Source organism: Streptomyces rimosus subsp. rimosus (assembly GCF_000720725.1).
GTDB classification, from domain to species: Bacteria; Actinomycetota; Actinomycetes; order Streptomycetales; family Streptomycetaceae; genus Streptomyces; species Streptomyces rimosus_A.
On record NZ_JOCQ01000030.1, the window covers coordinates 35,155 to 54,878 of the forward strand.

Here is a 19,724-nt window from a genome sequence, read left to right on the forward strand (position 1 = left end):
ATCCGGCGGGCGCGGACGGGGCTTGTGCGGGCTTGTCAGGGGCCGTCGGGGCTCGTGGGGGGCCGTTCGTCCGGGGGGAGGCGGCGCAGGATGGCTTCGTGTTCGGTTTCGGTGACCTGTTCACCGGAGGAGGGGAGGAGCTGGGGGATGGTGTCGATGATCGGGTATCGGCGGCGCAGACGGGGGTTGTAGAGCACGTCGTCCGGCAGGAGCAGGGACAGCGGACCCTTGTCGATCGGACAGACGAGGATCTTCAGCAGCGGGTCGTCGGGTTTCACGGGTCGGCTCCTTGGGAGGGGGCGGAGGGCTCCGGCTGCGGCTCCTGTTCCGGGCCCGGTACCGGGGCGTCGGTGTCGGTGTCCTGGCGGGGCAGGGCGAGCAGGACGAGTACGGCCATCGCGGTGCCGCCCAGGCGCAGCGCGAGGCGCAGGGGGTCGGCGGGCAGCGGCTCGCCGAAGGCGACCGTGCCGCAGGCGGCGGTGAACACACAGGTGACGGTGGTGCACACGGGGACGATCAAGGAGGCACGGCAGCGCTGGAGCGCGGTCTGCGACAGCACCAGGCCGACCGCGCCGGTGAAGAGCAGCAGATACGGATACGGGGAGGTGAACAGGGCACGGACGGCGCCCGCCGGGTCGTGCGCGTCCAGCAGTCCGGAGACGCCCTTGATGGCGAGCGAGCTGACGCCGTAGAGCAGGCCGACGGCCACACCGTAGGGGACGCCCGAGGACGGCTGCCGGTGGCGGCGCTTTGCGCGCTGCTCGGCGGAGCCGTACAGCCACAGCCCCGCGGCCAGCGAGGGCAGTGCGATGGCCAGCAGGGTGCCGGTGGGGGCGGTGCGGGTGACCGTGCTTGCGCCGTTGCCCTGGAGCGACCCGACGACCATGCCGAGCGCCAGCAGGATCGCCAGGATGCTGCGCCGCTCCCGGCCGCTGGTGCGCTCGCCGAGGAAGACGGAGGACAGGAGGAGCAGCAGGACCAGACCGGAGACGAAAATGCCCTGGGCCGCGGCAATGGGAAGGGTGCGGTAGACCGCGAGCTGGGCGGCGAAGCCGGCGGCGAGGGCCAGCGAGCCGCCGAGCCACAGCGGGCTGCTCAGCAGGTGGCGGACCAACCGGGCGGGCTGCCGGGTGCTGAGCGCGGGCAGCCCGGACAGGGCGCGTTTCTCCAGCACGAAGCCGGTGCTGTACAGGACGTTGGCGAGCAGCGCGGACGCCACGCCCCACCACAGCATCGCCCTACTCCCTTCTCCGGCGGGCATGGACGAGCAGGATGGAGGCCAGCGACGGCAGGTGGCAGGCGGCGCGGTCCAGGGGCCGCAGCGGACGCGGCACGTCGTGGTACGGCGCGCCCGCGACCCGTACGACCTCGAAGCCGCAGGCCGTCAGGAAGCCGCGCAGCGCGCGGGCGGTGTAGAGGCGCAGATGGCCGACGACCTGGGTGCCGGGCCGGCCGTGGATGCCTCGCATGCTCACCTCCGAGAAGACGGGTTGGACGCCCGCGAGCAGCAGTCCGCGGTTGTACCAGGCGGCGAGGTTGGGGGTGGAGAGCATCAGGTGGCCGCCGGGGCGCAGCACTCGGCGCAGTTCGTCCAGGGCCGCGTCGGGATCGATCAGATGCTCGATGACCTCGCTGAAGAGCACGGCGTCGGCGGCGCCGTCCGCGAACGGCAGCCCGCCACCGTCCAGTTCACCGCGTACGGCGTACGGGACGCGGGCCGCTGCGCGGCGCAGCGCGTCCTGCGACCAGTCGACGCCGACGATGCGGTGGCCGGGCAGGACGGCGGACGCGGTGGCTGCGGCGCTCCCGTCGCCGCAGCCGACGTCCAGGACGGTGGCCGGGACCGCGCCGGGGCGCAGCGGCCCCAGGGCGCGGGCCAGCATCAGGGCCTGCCGCCGGCTGCGGTCGGTGCCGGAGGCGACGGGCACGGCGGGGTTCTCGTAGAACTCACGCAGTGCGTCCGGCCGGGCCGGTGCGGTGCGGTCCTCCGGGGCTGCGGCCGCCCGCCGGGTCACGGCGCGCCTCCCTCGGTCTCCGCCGACCACGACGTGGCCGCCAGCGACCGGGCGAAGAGGGCGCCCAGGCGGGCACCGGCCGCGTCGTCCAGGAGCGCGTGCGACCAGCGCAGCGCGAGCTGGATGCGCCCGCCGACGGAGACGGTGGTGACGGTCAGGCCGCGCGGCATCCGGGCCGGGGCCGAGAACCACACGGCGGTGGGCCGCCCCGCGTCGCCGAAGTCGAGGGGGTAGGGGATGCGGCCGATGTTGGAGAGCAGCGTGGTGGAGGCCAGCGGCGCGGCGGCCGTACGCATGGCCCGCGTCAGTGCCCCGCGCAGCCCGACCGGCAGCACAGGAGCGGTCAACATGGCCGCGCCGAGGCCTAGTTGAGAGCCCGGAGCGGACTTCAGGGAACGGGTACGGGCGGCGGTGCGCCACAGCAGCCGGGCGACCGCCGCCGGGTCGGGCGGCTCGGCCGTGAGCAGCTCGGCGTCCTGCCGTTCCTCCGGCCCGAAGCCGACCGAGACCAGCCGGGTGCCGTTGCCGATGGGCATGTCCGTGCCGCGCGGGCGGTCGTCCACCGGCATGGTGACGACGGTGGGCGCGCCCGGCCGCCCGTGGAGGCGGTTCCAGCGGGCCACCATCAGGCAGGTGGCGACCAGGAGCTGGTCGTTGACGGTGTAGGGGGCGACGCCGTTGGTGCGGGGCGGGCGGGCCGGGACGGGCAGTTCGGTGATGAGCATGCCGTTGCCGGTGGCGTGCCGGGCGCCGCGGCCCCGGCCGCCCGCGCGGGGCCCGCGGTCTCCCGCGATCCGTACGGGCCGGGCCGGCCGGTGCCCGCCGAGCTGCGGTGTCGTGTCCTGCGGTCCGCCCTCCGCGGCGGGCCCGGCCGCGCGTACGGGCGGCGGTGCCGGGGAATTGTCGGCGCCGCCGTAGATCTGGGCGGCGGTGGCCAGCACCCGCAGGCAGGCCGGACCGTCCAGGGCGGTGTGGTTGATGGTGATGAGCAGAACGGTTCCGCCACCGCCACCGCCACCGTCCTCCTCCGCCTCCTGTTCGATGACCTCCAGCCGCACCGGCGGCGAAGCGTCCAGCGGCGGCAAGTCCGTTAACGCCCGCCCCCTGGCCAGGTCGAGCGCGTCCGGGCCGGGCGGCGGGAAGACGACCGGGTCGCCGTCCGGGACGCCGGTCAGTTCCCACTCGTACCGCCGGTGCCACCACCGGTGCGGGGCCTGGCGCATCAGGATGCGGGGGTGCCGGCACAGTGCTTCCCGGAATGCGGCCCGCAGCCTGCCGGGGTCCGGCTTCCCGGGCAGGTGCACCTCGATGTGGACGGTTTCCGGTTCGTCGGCCGTGAGGCAGTGCCGGGTGATCTCGTCCACCACCGGGAACGGGATGCGCCGTACGGCCCGGTCCGCCGCCCCGGGCGGCCCGTTCCCGGCCGGTTCCTGCCGTGCCGGCTGGAGTGCGGTCATCGGGTGGGTTCCTCCCCGGTCCGGTCCGAAGGGTCTGACGGGTCAGGTGGCGTGGCGTCCGGTGGCGTGGTGTCCAGTGGTGGCCCGTCCGGTGGCGTGGCGTCCGGCAGGGGCCCGTCCGGTGGCGCGGTACGCCGCCGTCGGCGCGGCAGCGGCGGCAGGGGTCTCCGCTTCCGCGTACTCGCTTCGCCCTCCCGAGCCCCCGCATCCGGCTCCGACCCCAGCGGTTCCCCGCCCGCGCCCGAACCCGCCGGTGCCGTAGCCAGAGCCGGTTCCCCCTCCGGCCCAGACCCCGCCCCCGCATGCGCCCCGCGCCGCACCTTCCCGCCCGGCACCGTCACCACGGCCGCCGCCAGCGCCAACAGCGCCAGCCCCTGAGCAACAGCGCTGAACGGCCCCTCGTCGTCGGCGGGGGACTCGCCGGCACCGAGAGCCGCCGTGATCCCGGCCCCCACCATGGCCAGCAGCGCCAGCGGTACGAGCAGCCCGTGCCGGAAGCGGGCCAGCAGAGCCAGCAGCGGCACGATCACCGCGTACGGCCCGGCGGCGAGCGCCACGACCACCGTGAGGGCGGCGGCCCCCAGCACCCAGGACGGCGCGGGCGGCGCCTGCGGCTCCGGCGGGGTGCGCGGTGCGCGGCGGACCAGGGCGGAGCCGATGAGTAGCGCGATGCCGAGCGCGCCGCCGAACAGCCCGAGGTCGTACGTGGTGGACGGCTCGTACGTCAGCCGCACCATGCCGCTCTCGCCCGCCGGGATCAGGAACCCCTGCTGCCATCCGTCGAGGCGCACGGGCGACAGTTCGCGCCCGTTGAGCGTCGCGCGCCAGCCGGCGTTGGCGTTCTCGTACATCTGGAGGTACGCGGCGCCGCCCGTTCCCACCTGGACCGTACGGCGGTCGCCCGCCCAGTCCCGTGCTGTCACGGTCCGCCGCTCGGTGGCGGGCGCGGGGGCGCTGCCCCGGCTGAGGGTGACGTCGGTCAGGGCCAGCGGGCCCTGGTCGCCGGCCTCCACCCGGTGCTGCCCGGACGGCAGGTCCAGCCGCCCGTCGCGTGCCCCGCCCGCGCACAGTTCGACCTTGACCGGGCGGCGTTCGGTCAGATCACGTACGGAACCGGACGCCTTGGTGGCGTGCAGGGTGCCGTCCACGGCGAGCGGCGGGCCCTGGCCGCAGGCGAGCGAGAACCGGTCGCCCGCGGAGGGCGGCGGCATCCGCAGGTCGTCCAGGGCGGGGACGTAGACCTCGCTCAGGCCGACGGGCAGTTGCAGGGCCTCGCCCACGACCGGGTTGTGCACGGTGAGGTCCTTGACCTTGCTGATGGTGATGTCGAGGCGGTCGGTGGTGATGGGGTCGAAGCGGGCCCAGCCGTTCTCGTCCACCCCGGTGGTCGCCGCGCCGTCGGGGGAGTTGACGAGGATCTCTTCGGGGCGCGTCGAGACGCCGCCCGCGGCGGCCAGCACGATCCGGTCGATGCTGCGCTTGCCGGACCAGCGCAGGTGCAGGGTGGCCTGGTCGCCCGCGATCCAGGCGGTGGTCAGGTCGCCGTCGACCAGGTTGCGTGGGCTCAGCTGAGGTCCGGAGCCGAAGGCGGTGGAGTCGGCGGTTGCGGTGATGCGGTTCTGCTTCCCGGGGGCCGCCCGGTCCAGCAACCGGTCGAGTTCGGGCCCCGGTACGGCCACCGCCCGGCCGGATACCTGGTACGACCCGCCCGTACCGGTACGGAACTGCCGGTGCAGCCCCACCTCGGCGGAGACCGGCGACAGGCCGCCGGGGTCGCTGCCGCGGTGCAGCGAGTACGTCGCCGCCGGTGATGTCGACTTCTCGGCGTCGGCGGGTAGTTGCAGCAGCCGGGTGACCTGCACGCCCGGGATGGACACCTCGGAGAAGCCCGCGCCGGACAGCCCGGCGCGCGGCGTCTGCGATGCGGTGATGGTGATCTTCAGCCACTTCGCGGTGCCGCCCGGTGCCCAGACCCGCTGCTTCCGGCCGTTGGTCAGCAAGGGAGTCGCCACGCTGCCCCGGTCGGTCTGAACGAGTACGGAGGTCGGCGCCGCGCGCATGCCGTCGCCGGGCAGCGGCGTCAGCGAGATCGTGGACGGTACGTACGTGGGCCGGGTGAAGCCGATGCGCAGCCACTGGCCCACCGGATCGCCCGCGCTGCCCTCCGCCCAGCCGGTGTTCGGGTCCCCGTCGAAGGCGTGCACCGGGTCGTACTGCGGCAGGTGGAAGAGCCAGTTGCCGCTGCTGGAGGCGGTGACGGAGGCGGCGCCGCGCAGCACGCCGGTGGTCTGGTGCGCGATGCCCTCGGTCGGCAGGATCTGCCGGGGTTCGCGCCCGGGGTCCTGGAGGCTGTCCGGGTGATTTCGTTCGGTGGGCGTGTACGTGTAGGACGTGTTGGAGTTGACCAGCCCGAACCGGGTGTCGGCACGGCGCAGCCCGTCGCCGGTCAGCTGGAGCGGCGGGGTGCCGACGCCCGGGTGGTTGTCGCCGGTCAGCACGGCCGGGCGGTGCCGCAGCGCGGGGTCGGCGGACAGCGGGAGCAGCGCCTCCGGCCCCCCGCTCACCTGCGCCGTGTCGGCGACCGGCAGGGCGGTGACCGGGCCGGGCCGCGGGGTGTCCACCGGTTCGTAGATCTCCACGGCGCGCTGGCGCGGGTAGAGGCCCTGGATCTGCACCGGCGTGCCGGGGGCGATCTTCCCGTCCGTGGTCAGCGGCCCGAACGCGGCCACCCTCCGGTACCCGGACGCCTCCAGCGTGCGCTTGACGGTCTGCGTCGGTACGTACCCGATCTGGTCGGGGTCGAGATCGTTGCGTACGACCACGTCGTACAGCCCCGCCCGGCCCAGGAAGTCGCGCAGCCCCGGCACTTCCGAGCCGGACATCAGGGCCTGTTCGACGGCGTCCAGCGCGCGCCGCACGCCCGGTGTGCCGAACGGTACGAAGTCCCGCTGCGCCCAGCGGGAGCGGGCCAGCACGTCCAGGGGGTGGTCGATGGGGGAGCCCCAGGTGTAGATGCCGTGCGCGGTGGCGGGGACGACGAGGGCGCGGTTGTCGGGGGTGTTCTCCTTGAGCCAGTCGGCGGTCCGTTCCCAGGCGGACGGCAGCTTCTTGAAGGCGCCGGGCTGGAGGACGGTGCCGTTGAGGTACGGCAGGGCCAGGGCGGGCAGTGTCAGCAGCGCGGCCACCAAGGGCACGTACTGCCGTCCGGGCACGCGCCGGGTGCCGCGCCGTTCGGCGGCCACGCCGAGGATGTGGGCGAGGCCGAAGGCGAGGGCCAGGGCCAGGCCGGGCTGGAACTTGTAGATGTTGCGGAACGGCCGCAGCCAGCCGTCCAGCCAGTCCTGCCACAGGCCGTGGAACGGGCCGCCCAGCGAACCGGCGTACCCGGTCAGGCAGATACCGGCCACCACCAGGACGGTCAGCAGCAGCCAGCGCCGCTCCGGCACGTCCCGGCGGGCCAGCCCGGCCAGGCCCAGCGCGGCGGCCAGCGCCGTCCCGAGGACCGCGCCGGCCCCGGCCACCAGGGTCCAGCCGGCCGGCAGCCACGGTTCACCGAAGTTCAGGTAGCCGACCCAGTTGCCGGCGCCGCGCAGCAGCTCGGTCGCCGACATGGTGCCGGTCGTGGTGGTCGCCTGCTCGATGTACGGCATGAAGTTCTCGCCGTACACCCCGAGCAGCAGCAGCGGCACCGCCCACCACGCGGTCGCCAGGACGACGCCGGGAATCCACCACACCAGCAGTGACCTGCGCCGCGGCCCGGTGCGCGAGAGCACGTACAGCAGGACGGGCAGCAGCGAGGCCAGGGTCGAGGCCGCGTTGACGCCGCCCATGAACGGGATGAGCAGCGCGGAGCGGGTGGCGGCCAGGCGGGCCGGAGCGTGGTGGTTGGTGAGCGGCAGCAGGACCCACGGCAGCAGCGCGCCGGGCAGCGCCGCGGCGGACGTGGAGCCGATGAGCATGGTGAAGGTCGGCCAGAGCGCGTACGCGGCGGCGGCGAGCAGCCGGGTGGGCGGGGAGCCGACGCGCAGCCGCTCGGCCAGCCGCAGTGCGCCCCAGAACGCGGTGGTGACGATCAGCGACATCCACAGCCGCTCGGCGAGCCACACCGGCAGGTGCACCAGGTCGGCGAGGGCGTAGTACGGCAGGGACGGGAAGGCGTAGCCGACGTACTGGTCCGTGATGCCTCCGAAACCCGCCCGGTCGTGCCACAGCTGTCCCAGGTCGCTGAGGAACTTCCAGGGATCGGTGGTCACGCCCAGCTTGGTCTCGAAGGTCATCTTCCCGGAGGACGGCACCAGGAGGAGCACGAAGGTGAGGGCCCAGAACGCCAGCAGCCAGCGCCGGGAGCGCCGCGGGCCGGGCGGCGGCGCGCCCGGTGCGGACGCCGGGGTGCCCCCGGCGTCCGGCGAACCCGGTGAGCTGGACACGAGCGTCTGGGTCATGGCAACCGCCGCAGGATGAGAAGGAGGTTCCAGGTGGCTACTTCACGGACGCCCGGCAGGCGCGGGATCGTTTCGGCGAAGAACGGCGCGTACCGGGAGCGGGCCGTCACGATCCGTACGTCGTCGCGCGAGCGGATGTGCCGCAGGGTCGGGCCGACGTGCAGGGCGAAGAGGTTGTCGCCCAGGGTGTGCTTGGCGGTCCGGCCGGTGCGCCACCGGTAGAGCGCGCGGGCCCGTCCGGCGCCCAGGTAATGCCAGGGCGCCGTCTCGTGTCCACCCCACGGGGAGAGCCAGTTGGTGAACGAGAGGTAGATCAGGCCACCGGGCCGGGTGACCCGTACCAGTTCGCTCAGGAAGGTGCGCGGGTCCGCCACGTGCTCCAGGACGTTGGACGAGAAGCACACATCGGCGGCGCCGTCGGCCAGCGGGAGGAGATAGCCGTCGGCGAGCACCGCGCCCGGCGGGGTCCGGCCGCGGGCGGTCAGCTCGCGCCGGTCGGGCTCGAAGAGGTAGCCGTGCGCGCCGCGGCGCCGGAACTCCTCGGTGAAGTGCCCGCTGCCGCCGCCGATGTCCGCGACGACGCGCCCCTTCAGCGGTTCGTACCGTTCGATCTGGTCGGCGGCGTCCCGCGCGAGCAGGCCGTAACAGTGCTCGGGGTCGTGCTGTTCGCGCAGGAAGGCGCGGAAGAGGGTGAGTGATCTGCGCAGGGAAGGGTCCCGCACCTCAGCATCACCGCCCGGCGGGGAGGTCGAGGTGGGCCCGGTCGTACGACTCCGCCGCCACCGCGCGGAAGCTGCGGACCGTGGCGCTCCACCGGAACCGGGCGGCCCGGTGCGCCGCGGCGGTGCCCAGGGCGTGCCGGCGCGGGCCGCTGAGCGCGAGCGTGCACCAGTGTGCGGCGAAGGAGCTCTCGCCGCGCGCCAGCAGCCCGGTCGTCCCGTCGTCCACCGAGTCGCGCAGGCCCGGGATGTCGAAGCCGACCGTCGGGGTGTGCCGGGCGGCGGCCTCCATGACCACCAGGCCCCAGCCCTCGATCAGCGACGGGTGCAGCAACAGCCAGGCGCGGCAGAGCAGTTCGTGTTTGTCCTGTTCGCTGATCCGGCCGGTGAAATGCACATCGGGACCGGCCATGGCCGCCAGCCGCGCGCGCTCCGGACCGTCCCCGACGATCACCAGGCGGCCGCCGGTGACCGGCCGCACCCGCTCCCACAGGCGCAGCAGCAGATCGACGCGCTTGTACTCGACCAGCCGGCCCATGGCCAGGAACAGCGGCTCGGGCGACTCGGGGAGCAGCGGCCCCGGCTCTGCTACGCCGTTGTGCACCAGCCGGATGCGGTCGCGCGCCACGCCGAGCCCGCGCAGCGCGGCGGCGGTTGAGCCGGACACCGCGACCATGAGGTTGCCGCGGTGGGTGCCGGCCAGCGCCCAGTGCTCCAGGCGGCGGCCGATCCGGGCGGCGGGCGCCGGGTAGCGCAGGCCCCACAGATCCGTGTGGACGTGGTTGACCAGGCACAGCGTCGGGCCGCGATGCCACAGGGGAGCCAGGTACGGCATGCCGTTGCAGACCTCGACCAGCAGGTCGCAGGGGCCGACGTGGCGGGCGAGCCGGCGGCGGACGCGCAGGTAGTGTCCGGCGTCGCCGCCCGCGGAGACCACGCGGTAGCCGTGGTCGGACGCGGGGCCGCCGCACAGCAGGGTGACCTCGTGGCCGTGCGCGGTCAGGCCCTCGGCGATGCGGTCCACGAGCAGTTCGGAGCCGCCGGCGGCGGGGTTGCCGAGGTCACGGCGGGCGAGGAAGACGATGCGGCGGGGGAGCGCGGGGGACCGGTGTGCGGACCGGTCGGGTGGGGGCCCGGCAGCGGGGGATGCCGGTGGTACGGAGGGTGCTCGCGGTGCGGGGGGTGCTGGCGGTGCGGTACGTGCGAGCGGTGCGGCGGACGAGGACGGTCGTACGTGCTGGGGCATGTGCGCTCCAACTCGTCTCAGGGTGCGGTACCAGTGGTGTGGGGGGACGTACTGCGTACTGAGCCGTGCGGACCTGCCGGCCGGGGGCGGCGTCGTGGGGACATCGGTGCGTGAGCTGGATAGTTTTCGCCGCCCTGTTCGATGCGGCTACTCACCGGCGTGACAATTTCCGCGCCTCTTCGACCTGACGCCTCATCACTTCGCGCAGGATCAGCTGAACCGCCGCCTCCCGCGTACCACCAGCACCACACCGAAGAGCGTCAATCCGCCGCCCGCCACCGCCGCCACGACCGGCGCCGTCTCGCCGACGCGCGCCAGCTTGGTGCTGTCCGCGTCCGCCAGCGCCACCTGCCTGCGCTGCGTCGCGGGCGTGAACTCCAGGCCGTCGGCGCGCAGCAGGGTCACCGCGTCGGTCCGCGCGCCGGGCGCCCGCAGCGTCTTGTGCGGGGAGATGGACGCGTTGATGATCCGGCCGGTACGACGGTCGACGACCAGCTCGATACCGCTGTTCGCGTACCACTCCTCGGCCTGCACCTGGCCCTGCGCGGGCCGCCCCACCAGCCGCCCCGGCACCTGCCGGCTGCCCGTCCTGGTCGGCTCGACGGTCCCGGTGAAGCGATAGCCCTCGTAGCCCCGCACCCGCGCGGTGCCCGCGAAGCGGAGCGGGACCGCGGCGCCCAGCGTGTTGTCCCACCAGCGGTATGTGCGGCGCTGCACATCGAAGGGGAACTTCAGGTACGCCTCCCCCTCGAAGCGGGTCGGCGCCTCCGCGCAGCAGTGCACCGGCGCGTTGGTGCGCCGGTCGGTCACCCAGCGCTCCACCGTCCACTGGAACGCCTTGCGCGGGTCCCGCAGCTCCAGCGTCACCGGCGTGTCCACGGTCGTGGACACGTCCCACACGGCCCGCCCGCTGCGCTCGCTCTCCGCCACGTCGCCCAGCACATGCCGGGTGATGGTGATCTTCTGCTTGCTCCTGGTGCGCAGCGTTCCGGTGTCGAAGTAGCTGCCGGTGCCGGTGAAGACGGTGGTCACGTCGACGTCCACCGGGGTGCGCTGGGCGCGCGGCGCGACGTACCAGGCGAGCAGCGGCGCGAGCACCAGGAGGAAGACGCCGGCTCCGAGCAGGACCAGGGAAAAGGGCGAGGCGGTCTTACGCATACGAGCACTCCTGAGGGCGGCGGGGGCAGTGCGCGTGCGGCGTGGCGGTGGTCCGGGGGAACGGGCGGGAACCGTAGGCGACTCCTTGACATGCCGTCAATGCCCCCACACACTCGGCAGGCACCGCGGCCGTCCGCGGACCGGGCCGGACCGGTGCGCCGCGCAACCCTCGACGTATCTGCCACGAAGGGGCTCGCCGCGCCATGCACAGACTGCTCGCCGCCGTACTGACCTCGCTGGCCGCCGCCGCCCTCGCCGTGGGCGCCGCCTTCGGCATCGTCGCCGCCCTCGACGCCACGCCGGAGCAGCCGAACGTGCCCCTGGTGACCTTCGGCCGGACGCCGTAAGGAGGGCTCCGGCGTGGTGGAGACCGTCCGCTCGGCGTGGCGCGACGTACCCCCGGCGCAGGTACGGGAGTTCGCCGCCCGCGCCCTCGACGAGGTCCCGGCGCTCGCCCAGCGGATTCTGGCCGAGATCCGCCGCGAGTACCCGCAACTGCCGCTCGCGCTGGACGAGTACGGCGAGCCGCGCGCCCTGACCGGCATCCGCCAGTCCCTGGAGCACTTCGTCCAGCACATGTCCGCCGGCCTGGACCTGCCGCACGTCCACCCGCGCATCTTCCAGGAGTTCGGCCGCGGCGCGGGCATCCAGGGGCGCAGCCTGGACGCCCTCCAGGCGATCTACCGGCTGGGCGTACGGCTGGCCTGGCGGCGCCTGGCCGAGATCGGCCAGCAGGTGGCGATCCCGGCCCCCGCCATGTACGAACTGGCCGAATCCGGCTTCGAGTACCTGGACGGGCTGGTGGCCGAATCCGTACGCGGCTTCGCCGAGGCGGCGGCCCGCCAGGCGGGCGAGCGGCTGCGGCACCAACGGCGGCTCATGGAGCAGCTGTTCGCCGCCGGCCCCCGCGCGCACACGGCGACCGCGCTCACGGACCGCGCCGCCCGGATCGGCTGGACGCTGCCCGAACGGGTCGCCGTGGCCGTACTGCTGCGCCCGGCCCGCGAATCCGTCGCCCCCGCCGTCAGTACGGACGTCCTCCTGGACATGGAGTGCGAACGGCCCCGCGTGGTCGTGCCGGAACCGGACGCCGCCGGGCGCCGGGAACTGCTCCAGCGCGCCACGGCCGGGTGGTCGGGCGCGCTCGGCCCCGCCGTACCTCTGGCCGACGCGGCCAAGTCCCTGCGCTGGGCGAGCGCCGCCGTCGACCTGATGGAACGCGGCCTGCTGCCCGCCGGACAGCTGCTGCACTGCACCGAGCACACCGAGGCGCTGGTCCTGCTGCCGCCGGAGGAGCTGATCGAGGACCTGACCCGGCGGCGGCTGGAACCCCTGGCGCACTGCGGCCCCACCCACGGGCGCCGGCTGGCCGAGACCCTGCTGGCCTGGCTGGAGACGCGCGGCGGCGCGCCCGAGGTGGCCGCCCGGCTCGGCGTCCACCCGCAGACCGTGCGCTACCGGCTGCGCCAGATACGGGAACTGTGGGGCGACGAGGTGGACGACCCGGACCGCCGCTTCGAACTGGAACTGGTGCTGCGGGCCCGGCGGCTGCGCGGCGAACTCAGCGTGCCGGGCCGCCCTTCCTGCCCTCGTTGAACAGCTCGAAGCCGTCCAGCAGCCGGGCCAGGCCGAACTCGAACATCGCGTCGAGGGTCAGCATCCCCGCGTCGTCGATGTCGGTGATCCCCGCGTACATGGGGAACGCACCGGAACCGATGATCCGCTCGTACTCCGGCTCGTGCGACGCCATCCACTGCTCCTGGTCCATGCCGGTGTGCTGCTCGGCCTCCAGGTCCTCCTCCAGGGCGACCGCCGTGCCGCGTACGTGATTGACCAGCGTCAGGGCCAGCCGCAGCTTGGTCAGCGGGTCGAACTGCGTGACCGTGCCCATCGTCCACTCGATGACGACCATCGCGTGCGGCATCGGCTGCGGGCGGGTGAGCGACAGGTACTGGGCCACCCAGGGATGCCGCTGGTACAGCTTCCACTGGAGACGTGCCCCGGCCTCCATCCGCGCGCGCCAGTGCCGGGGCGCCGGGTCCGGCAGTTCGATGTCCGCGAAAGTGGCGTCGGCCATCAGCATGACCAGCTCGTCCTTGTTCGCCACATGGCGGTAGAGCGCCATCGAGGAGACGCCGAAGTCGGCGGCGATACGGCGCATCGACAGCGCGCGCAGCCCCTCGGCGTCGGCGATCCGGATGCCGGCCCGGATGATGCGGGTGCGGTTCAGGCTGGGGGGCTGGGGGGAGGGAGGAGTGGAGAGGTGGGTGGAGAGGTGGGTGGGCGAACGGTCGGAGGGGTGGTCGTGAGTGGCCGGGGGGTGCCGGCGGTCGTTGCTGGGGCCGGTGCCGGTGTGCGTCCGGGGCGCGGTCCCGTCGTCCATCCGGGGTGCGGTCCCGCCATCCATCCGGGGTGCGGTCCCGCCGTCCGTCCGTACCCCGGTGGCGGCGACCACCGTTCCCACGCCTGGCACGGCCCGCACCACCCCCTCCTGGCGCAGCGTCGTCAGCACCTTGGTCGCGGTCGCCATCGCCACACCCCACTCCTTGGTGATCCGCCGCGTCGAGGGCACGCGGTCACCCTCGGTCAGCTCCCCACGGTCGATCCGCCGCCGGATCTCCGCGACGATCCGGCGGTACGGGGGAGGGGGCTGGGTCGGGGTCGGGTGGTCCATGGCGGCTTCCTCCGTACTAGTGCACCAGGCGGTTGTGAGCGGAGCAGAGGCACTCAGGCGCAGGTGGGACTTCTCAACTGCACTAGTGTGATGCACCTCTGCTGGTCAGCTGCTCCATAGTGTTTGTGGTGTAAGCGTGCACTGTCTACCTTCCTTCTCATGACGTTTACCCCGTACGCACCGCCGCCGTCCCGCGCCGGGCGGCGCGAGTGGACCGCGCTCGTGGTGCTCCTGCTGCCCTGCCTGCTCGTCTCGATGGACGTCTCGGTGCTCTACTTCGCCGTGCCGTTCCTCTCCGCGGAACTCGCGCCCAGCGGCGTCGAGCAGCTGTGGATCCTCGATGTCTACGGTTTCGTGCTCGCCGGGCTCCTGATCACCATGGGCGCGCTCGGCGACCGTATCGGCCGCCGCAAGCTGCTGCTCTCCGGCGCCGTCCTCTTCGGTGTCTCCTCGGTACTGGCGGCGTACGCGCAGAGCGCCGGCATGCTCATCGCCGCCCGCGCGGTGCTCGGCGTCAGCGGCGCCACCCTGCTGCCGTCCACCCTCGCCCTGGTCCGCAACCTCTTCCACGACGCCAAGCAGCGGGGTCGGGCCATCGCGATCTGGTCCGGCGCCATGATGGGCGGCATCGCGGTCGGGCCGGTGCTCAGCGGCGTGCTGCTGGAGCACTTCTGGTGGGGATCGGTGTTCCTGATCAACACCCCGGCGATGCTGTTGCTGCTCGCGGCCGGACCGCTGCTCCTGCCGGAGTTCAAGTCCCCGGCGGCGGGGCGCTTCGACCTGGTGGGCGCGCTGCTCTCGCTGATCGCGATGCTGCCGATTGTCTACGGCGTCAAGGAGCTGGCCCGGCACGGCTTCGAGGTGACGCCCGTACTGGCCGTGGCGGCCGGGCTGGTGGCCGCCGCCGCCTTCGTACACCGGCAGCGCACCGCACAGCACCCGATGCTGGACCCGGAACTCTTCCGGCACCGCGGCTATTCGGTCTCCGTCCTGATGAACCTGCTGGCGATGTTCGCGCTGGTGGGCAGCGCGGTCTTCGTCACCCAGTACCTCCAGTCCGTTCGGGGCATGAGCCCGCTGGAGGCGGCGCTGTGGAATGTGGTGCCGACCCTCGCGGTGGGCGGCATCGCCCCGGTCGCCGCGGCACTCGCACAGCGCATGGACCGGGCCTTCGTCATCGCCGGCGGATTCCTGGCCGCCGCCGGGGGCTTCCTGTGGGTGTCCCGGGCGGAGGCGGACACGGCCCTGTGGACCGTGCTGCTGGGGGCCGCCGTCTACGGGGCGGGGCTGGTGATGGTGATGTCGCTCGGCACCGAACTGGCCCTGGGCGTCGCCCCGCCGGAGCGCGCGGGCTCGGCCTCCGCACTCCTGGAGTCCGGCTCGGAACTGGGCGGCGCACTGGGGCTGGCGCTGCTGGGCACCCTCGGCAACACCGTCTACCACGGCGAGATCGACGGAGCCGTGCCGGCCGGACTGCCCGCGAGCGCGGCGGACACCGTACGGGAAACCCTGGCCGGAGCAGCGGCAGTCGCGGGAGAACTGCCGGGCCGGGCGGGGGAAGCGCTGCTGACGGCGGCTCGTACGGCATTCGTCCACGGGCAGCAGGTGGCGCTGGTCGGCGCGGGGTGCGTGATGGTGCTGGGGGCGGTGCTGGCGGTGCTGCTCAAGGGCGTACGGATACAGACGGCGACGGAGGAGGGTGGGGCGGGGCATGGCGGATCGCAGCAGGGTTGCGCGGACTCCGCGGATGCCCTGGCTGCTTCGGCTGATCCTGCCAGGCCTGCCACTTCACTTGAACCGGCCAGTCCTGCCACTTCTGCCGATCCTGCCGCGTCGGCCGATCCGGCCGCCCCGTTCACCCGAAGCTGACCCGCTCCCACCAGAAGTCCAGCAGCGGCCGGTCACCGGATATCCCGATACCGGGGTGGTCGGCGGGCCGCCGCCGGTAGACGACGAGCAGCAGGTCGGTCAGCGGTCCGCACACCGTCACGGCGGCCTCCTCCCGCGGGGCGTGGCGCCAGGTGATCGCCTCGCCGGTCAGGTCGACCAGCCAGTCGGCGGTCGTCTCCGGCGCCACGCCGGTGGCCCGGAAGCGCAGCGTCCGGCCGGGGCCCAACAGCTCGCGCATTTCCGGATGGTGCGTGAACATCTCCGGCTGCGAGCCCAGTTCCAGCCACTCCGTGAAGCAGTCGGCGGCGACCCGCTCGTCGAGCGTGAATTCCGCGCCGGCGGCCAGGAACGCGTCGGCACGGTGGATCACCGTCTCGTTGGCCATCCGGCGGGCGTAGAAGGCGGCGGCCGGGGCCAGCCGGGGGAGCGGCACCCAGGCCTCCGCGCCGGGCCCGGCGGCCCGCAGCGTCTCCGCCAGCAGGGCGGCACCCTCGCCGAGCCAGCCGTCGAGCAGCGCCGGGTCCTCGTCCGCATACGGCGACAGGTCGCGGAAGCGGGCGTCGGGCGGGGGCTCGGCCGAGCCCGTGCGCACCACCTCCTCGGCCCAGCGGTGGGCGCCGCCCAGATGTCGCAGCAACTGGCCGAGGTTCCAGCCGGGACAGGAGGGCACCGGGGTTCTGAGGTGGTGCGCCTTCTTGACGAGGGAGCGCAACAGCTCGGTCTGCGCGACGATTTCGGTGCAGTGGCGGTCGTACGTCGAGGCGTTCATGCCGCCACGGTAGGTCCCGCCACTGACAACCGGCCCTCCCTCAGCTGAAGTCCAGCTCCCCGGTCCGGGTCCGCTTCAGCTCGAAGAACTTGTCGTAACCGGCGAGCAGGCGGGCGCCGTCGAAGATCCGCGCCGCTTCCTCGCCGCGCGGGATCGCCGTCAGCACCGGGCCGAAGAAGGCGACGCCGTCGATGTGGATGGTGGGCGTGCCGACGTCCTCGCCGACCGGGTCCATGCCCTCGTGGTGGCTCTTACGCAGCGCGTCGTCGTAGTCCGTGCTGTCCGCGGCGGCGGCCAGGTCATCGGGCAGCCCGGCCTCGGCGAGCGCCTCCTTGATGACGGCCTCGTAGTCGTCGCGGCCGTCGTTGTGCAGGCGGGTGCCGAGCGCGGTGTAGAGGTCGCGCAGTACGGGCTCGCCGTGCGCCTGGGCGGCGGCGATGCAGACCCGTACCGGGCCCCAGCCCTTGGCCAGCAGCTCCTTGTACTGCTCGGGCAGGCCCTCGCGGCCCTCGTTGAGGACGGACAGGCTCATCACGCGGAAGCGCAGGTCCAGGTCGCGGTGGCGCTCCACCTCCAGGATCCAGCGGGAGGTGATCCAGGCGAACGGGCAGAGGGGGTCGAAGTAGAAGTCGACCGTGTGACGGGTGGAGTTCGGGGAAGTCGCATCGTGAACAGTCATGGCGCCACGATAGTTCGATCCGGAACTTTCGGCCGGGCGGAATCCGCCACGCCGCGGCCGTCGGGCCGAAACCAACCGGTGGAACCCTCCGGTCCGCGTCCCCCGGGCGCCGGCCCGGTCACCGGCTCCTACTCCGGCGCGATGCCCAGCATCCGCTGGAGCAGCTCCTTGAGGAGCGCGCGCTCCGTGACGGACAGCTCGCCGAGCGGTTCGCGCGCGAAGTCCAGAGAATCGCGCAGCCGTTGGGCCGTCGCGCGGCCCGCTTCGGTGGGGACGGCCAGCTTGACCCGGCGGTCGGCCGGGTCCGGGCGGCGCTCGACCAGGCCCCGGGATTCCAGGCGGTCCACGATGCCGGTCACGTTCGACGGCTCGCACTTCAGGCTCGCCGCTATCCGCCGCATCGGCATCGGCTCGTGGGCGAGCAGGCGCAGCACCCGGGCCTGGGCGCCGGTGAGGCTGTGCTCGGCCGCCGCGTGCTCGTACTCCTCGTAGTAGCGGGCCACGACGGTGCCGATCAGCTCGACGACCTCGATGGTCAGAGGGTCTGCGCGAGGAGTCATGACACCAGGATAGCGAATTGCTTGACAACGTGAAATATGTAGGAGCATGGTTGTTTCAGGACCTGAAGCATTTTAGGAGGAGCAGCCCATGTCCGCACTGCCCACGTCCGGCCGCGAATGGCACCTGGTCGCCCGCCCGCACGGCTGGCCGAAGCCGGAGGACTTCGCGCTGCGCGAGGCCGCGGTCACCGAGCCCGGCGAGGGACAGCTCCTCGTCCGCAACCTGTACTTCTCCGTCGATCCGTACATGCGCGGCCGCATGAACGACGTGAAGTCCTACACCCCGCCCTTCCAGCTCGACCAGCCGATGGAGGGCGGCGCGGTCGGCGAGATCATCGCGTCGAACGCCGAGGGCTTCGCGGTCGGCGACCACGTCCTGCACTTCAACGGCTGGCGTGAGTACGCCGTCGTGGACGCCAGGAAGACCGCCAAGGTGGACGGCTCCCTGGCGCCTCTCTCCGCCTACCTGGGCGTGCTCGGCATGCCGGGTCTGACGGCCTACGCGGGCCTGCTGGAGGTCGCCTCCTTCAAGGAGGGCGACACCGTCTTCGTGTCCGGCGCGGCCGGCGCGGTGGGCAGCGAGGTCGGCCAGATCGCCAAGCTCAAGGGCGCCGCGCGCGTCATCGGCAGCGCGGGCTCCGACGAGAAGGTCGAGCTGCTGACGAAGGAGTACGGCTTCGACGCCGCCTTCAACTACAAGTCGGACGAGTCGGTCAAGGACCAGCTCCGCAAGGCCGCGCCCGACGGCATCGACGTCTACTTCGACAACGTCGGCGGCGACCACCTGGAAGCCGCCATCGACTCGCTCAACACCCACGGCCGCGTCGCCGTCTGCGGCATGATCTCGCAGTACAACGCCACCGAGCCGACCCCCGCGCCGCGCAACCTCGCGCTGATCATCGGCAAGCGGCTGCGCATCCAGGGCATGCTCGTCGCCGACCACAGCCACCTCCAGGAGCAGTTCGTGCAGGAGGTCTCGGCCTGGGTGCGCTCGGGCGAGCTGAAGTACCGCGAGACCAAGGTGCGCGGCGTCGAGAACGGCGTCGAGGCGTTCCTCGGCCTGCTGCGCGGTGACAACACCGGCAAGATGATCGTCGACCTGACGGACTGACCCGGCCCCACGGACCGGTCCGCTCTCACCGGCTGACCCGGTCTCACGGACTGATCCGGGCAACCGCCCGGCCCGGACGGGCCATTAGGCTCGCACCAAGCCGTCGCGATCGTGGGCGCGAGTCGCGGCGAACCACAGGAGGATCATTCATGTCCATCCAGCCCGTAGACGTCGTCTACACCGCCGTCGCCACCGCCGAGAACGGCCGGGACGGCCGCGTCGCCAGCGACGACGGCAAGCTGGACGTCGTGGTCAACCCGCCCAAGGAACAGGGCGGCAGCGGCGCCGGCACCAACCCCGAGCAGCTCTTCGCGGCCGGCTACAGCGCCTGCTTCCAGGGCGCGCTGAGTGTCGTCGCCCGCCGGGAGAAGGCGGACGTCTCCGGCTCCCGGGTGACCGCCGAGGTCGGCATCGGCAAGACCCCGGACGGCGGCTTCGGCCTCACCGTCGAGATCACCGCCACCATCCCGAACGTGGACGAGGCCACCGCCAAGGACCTGGTCGAAAAGGCCCACCAGGTCTGCCCGTACTCGAACGCCACCCGCGGCAACATCGACGTCAAGCTGAACGTCGCCTGACGAGCTGATGGTCGTCTGACGAGCTGACCGCCGTCTGACGCGCCGCGCCATGGTGAGGGCCGCATCCCCGCGCTGGGGGTGCGGTCCTTCGCCGTAGGGGGGCGGTCCTTGCCGGGCGCGATGGTGGCCCTTCGCCGTACGGGGCGGTCCTCGCCGTGCCCGATGGCGGCTCTTCGCCGTACCGGAAGCGGTCCTCGCCGTGCCGCCGACGGCGGTGCCTCGCCGTACCGGGGGCGGTCCTCGCCGTGCCCGGTGGTGATCCCTCGCCGTACCGGCGCAGCTCGTCACCCGCCCCCGCCGCACACCCGTACCGATGCCCCCATAGCCCACCTGTGACGCAGGCCACTCGCCCCGCATCTTGACGCCACCCCCGTGTAATCGATTTCGTAAGCCCACGCGAAATCGATTACACACCGACGTGCGATC

At 73.2% G+C, this 19,724-nt stretch carries 17 protein-coding genes; 5 read left to right on the top strand and 12 right to left on the bottom strand.

Going from position 1 to position 19,724, the window contains the following annotated elements; all coding sequences use genetic code 11:
• Positions 1-35: 35 nt before the first annotated feature.
• From IH45_RS0117455 to pgfA, 8 genes are all read right to left on the bottom strand, one after another.
• Positions 36-278 (bottom strand): Trm112 family protein, encoded by a 243-nt coding sequence (locus tag IH45_RS0117455; protein ID WP_030668484.1) that lies wholly within the window; start codon positions 276-278, stop codon positions 36-38.
• On the bottom strand, positions 275-1,234 hold the full coding sequence (locus IH45_RS0117460; protein ID WP_030668486.1) for a DMT family transporter: 960 nt from the start codon (positions 1,232-1,234) through the stop codon (positions 275-277). Before IH45_RS0117460 ends, IH45_RS0117455 begins: the two co-directional genes overlap by 4 nt.
• Before the next feature lie 4 nt (positions 1,235-1,238).
• Positions 1,239-2,015 carry a class I SAM-dependent methyltransferase gene (locus IH45_RS0117465; RefSeq protein ID WP_032917665.1) on the bottom strand — a complete coding sequence of 259 codons (777 nt, stop codon included), beginning with the start codon at positions 2,013-2,015 and terminating at the stop codon, positions 1,239-1,241.
• On the bottom strand, positions 2,012-3,472 hold the full coding sequence (locus tag IH45_RS0117470) for a condensation domain-containing protein (protein ID WP_030668492.1): 1,461 nt from the start codon (positions 3,470-3,472) through the stop codon (positions 2,012-2,014). The genes IH45_RS0117465 and IH45_RS0117470 overlap by 4 nt, the downstream gene beginning before the upstream one ends.
• Positions 3,469-7,914, bottom strand: a complete 4,446-nt coding sequence (locus IH45_RS0117475; RefSeq protein WP_030668495.1) for an alpha-(1->3)-arabinofuranosyltransferase domain-containing protein — start codon at positions 7,912-7,914, stop codon at positions 3,469-3,471. The genes IH45_RS0117470 and IH45_RS0117475 overlap by 4 nt, the downstream gene beginning before the upstream one ends.
• Positions 7,911-8,636, bottom strand: a complete 726-nt coding sequence (locus IH45_RS0117480) for a class I SAM-dependent methyltransferase (RefSeq protein ID WP_030668498.1) — start codon at positions 8,634-8,636, stop codon at positions 7,911-7,913. Before IH45_RS0117480 ends, IH45_RS0117475 begins: the two co-directional genes overlap by 4 nt.
• A gap of 7 nt (positions 8,637-8,643) precedes the next feature.
• Positions 8,644-9,879, bottom strand: a complete 1,236-nt coding sequence (locus IH45_RS0117485) for a glycosyltransferase family 4 protein (RefSeq protein WP_030668501.1) — start codon at positions 9,877-9,879, stop codon at positions 8,644-8,646.
• A gap of 210 nt (positions 9,880-10,089) precedes the next feature.
• Positions 10,090-11,037 carry a cell envelope lipid trafficking protein PgfA gene (pgfA, locus tag IH45_RS0117490; protein WP_030668504.1) on the bottom strand — a complete coding sequence of 316 codons (948 nt, stop codon included), beginning with the start codon at positions 11,035-11,037 and terminating at the stop codon, positions 10,090-10,092.
• Positions 11,038-11,240: 203 nt separating this feature from the next.
• Between pgfA and IH45_RS1000000149340 the strand changes: the two genes are divergently transcribed.
• Positions 11,241-11,384 (top strand): hypothetical protein, encoded by a 144-nt coding sequence (locus tag IH45_RS1000000149340; RefSeq protein ID WP_199810680.1) that lies wholly within the window; start codon positions 11,241-11,243, stop codon positions 11,382-11,384.
• 13 nt (positions 11,385-11,397) lie between these two features.
• Entirely contained in the window at positions 11,398-12,633 is a 1,236-nt protein-coding gene (locus IH45_RS0117500) for a PucR family transcriptional regulator (protein WP_030668507.1), read from the top strand.
• On the opposite strand, the gene IH45_RS0117505 is transcribed toward IH45_RS0117500, so the two are convergent.
• Entirely contained in the window at positions 12,599-13,711 is a 1,113-nt protein-coding gene (locus tag IH45_RS0117505) for a GntR family transcriptional regulator (RefSeq protein WP_032917667.1), read from the bottom strand. The genes IH45_RS0117500 and IH45_RS0117505 overlap by 35 nt on opposite strands.
• 159 nt (positions 13,712-13,870) lie before the next feature.
• On the opposite strand from IH45_RS0117505, the gene IH45_RS0117510 reads away from it, so the two are divergent.
• Entirely contained in the window at positions 13,871-15,580 is a 1,710-nt protein-coding gene (locus IH45_RS0117510) for an MFS transporter (protein ID WP_078897620.1), read from the top strand.
• Here IH45_RS0117510 and IH45_RS0117515 read toward each other — a convergent pair.
• From IH45_RS0117515 to IH45_RS0117525, 3 genes are all read right to left on the bottom strand, one after another.
• Complete coding sequence (locus IH45_RS0117515) at positions 15,567-16,370, bottom strand: maleylpyruvate isomerase family mycothiol-dependent enzyme (protein WP_030668516.1); 804 nt, start codon at positions 16,368-16,370, stop codon at positions 15,567-15,569. The genes IH45_RS0117510 and IH45_RS0117515 overlap by 14 nt on opposite strands.
• 40 nt (positions 16,371-16,410) lie before the next feature.
• Complete coding sequence (locus IH45_RS0117520) at positions 16,411-17,049, bottom strand: mycothiol-dependent nitroreductase Rv2466c family protein (protein WP_030668519.1); 639 nt, start codon at positions 17,047-17,049, stop codon at positions 16,411-16,413.
• Positions 17,050-17,177: 128 nt separating this feature from the next.
• Positions 17,178-17,609, bottom strand: coding sequence for a MarR family winged helix-turn-helix transcriptional regulator (locus IH45_RS0117525; RefSeq protein WP_030668528.1), 432 nt, complete (start codon positions 17,607-17,609; stop codon positions 17,178-17,180).
• 88 nt (positions 17,610-17,697) lie between these two features.
• Here IH45_RS0117525 and IH45_RS0117530 point away from each other — a divergent pair, with 88 nt between their 5' ends.
• Entirely contained in the window at positions 17,698-18,720 is a 1,023-nt protein-coding gene (locus IH45_RS0117530; RefSeq protein WP_030668530.1) for an NADP-dependent oxidoreductase, read from the top strand.
• A 149-nt stretch (positions 18,721-18,869) separates the two neighbouring features.
• Positions 18,870-19,298, top strand: coding sequence for an organic hydroperoxide resistance protein (locus IH45_RS0117535; protein WP_030668533.1), 429 nt, complete (start codon positions 18,870-18,872; stop codon positions 19,296-19,298).
• Positions 19,299-19,724 lie beyond the last annotated feature (426 nt).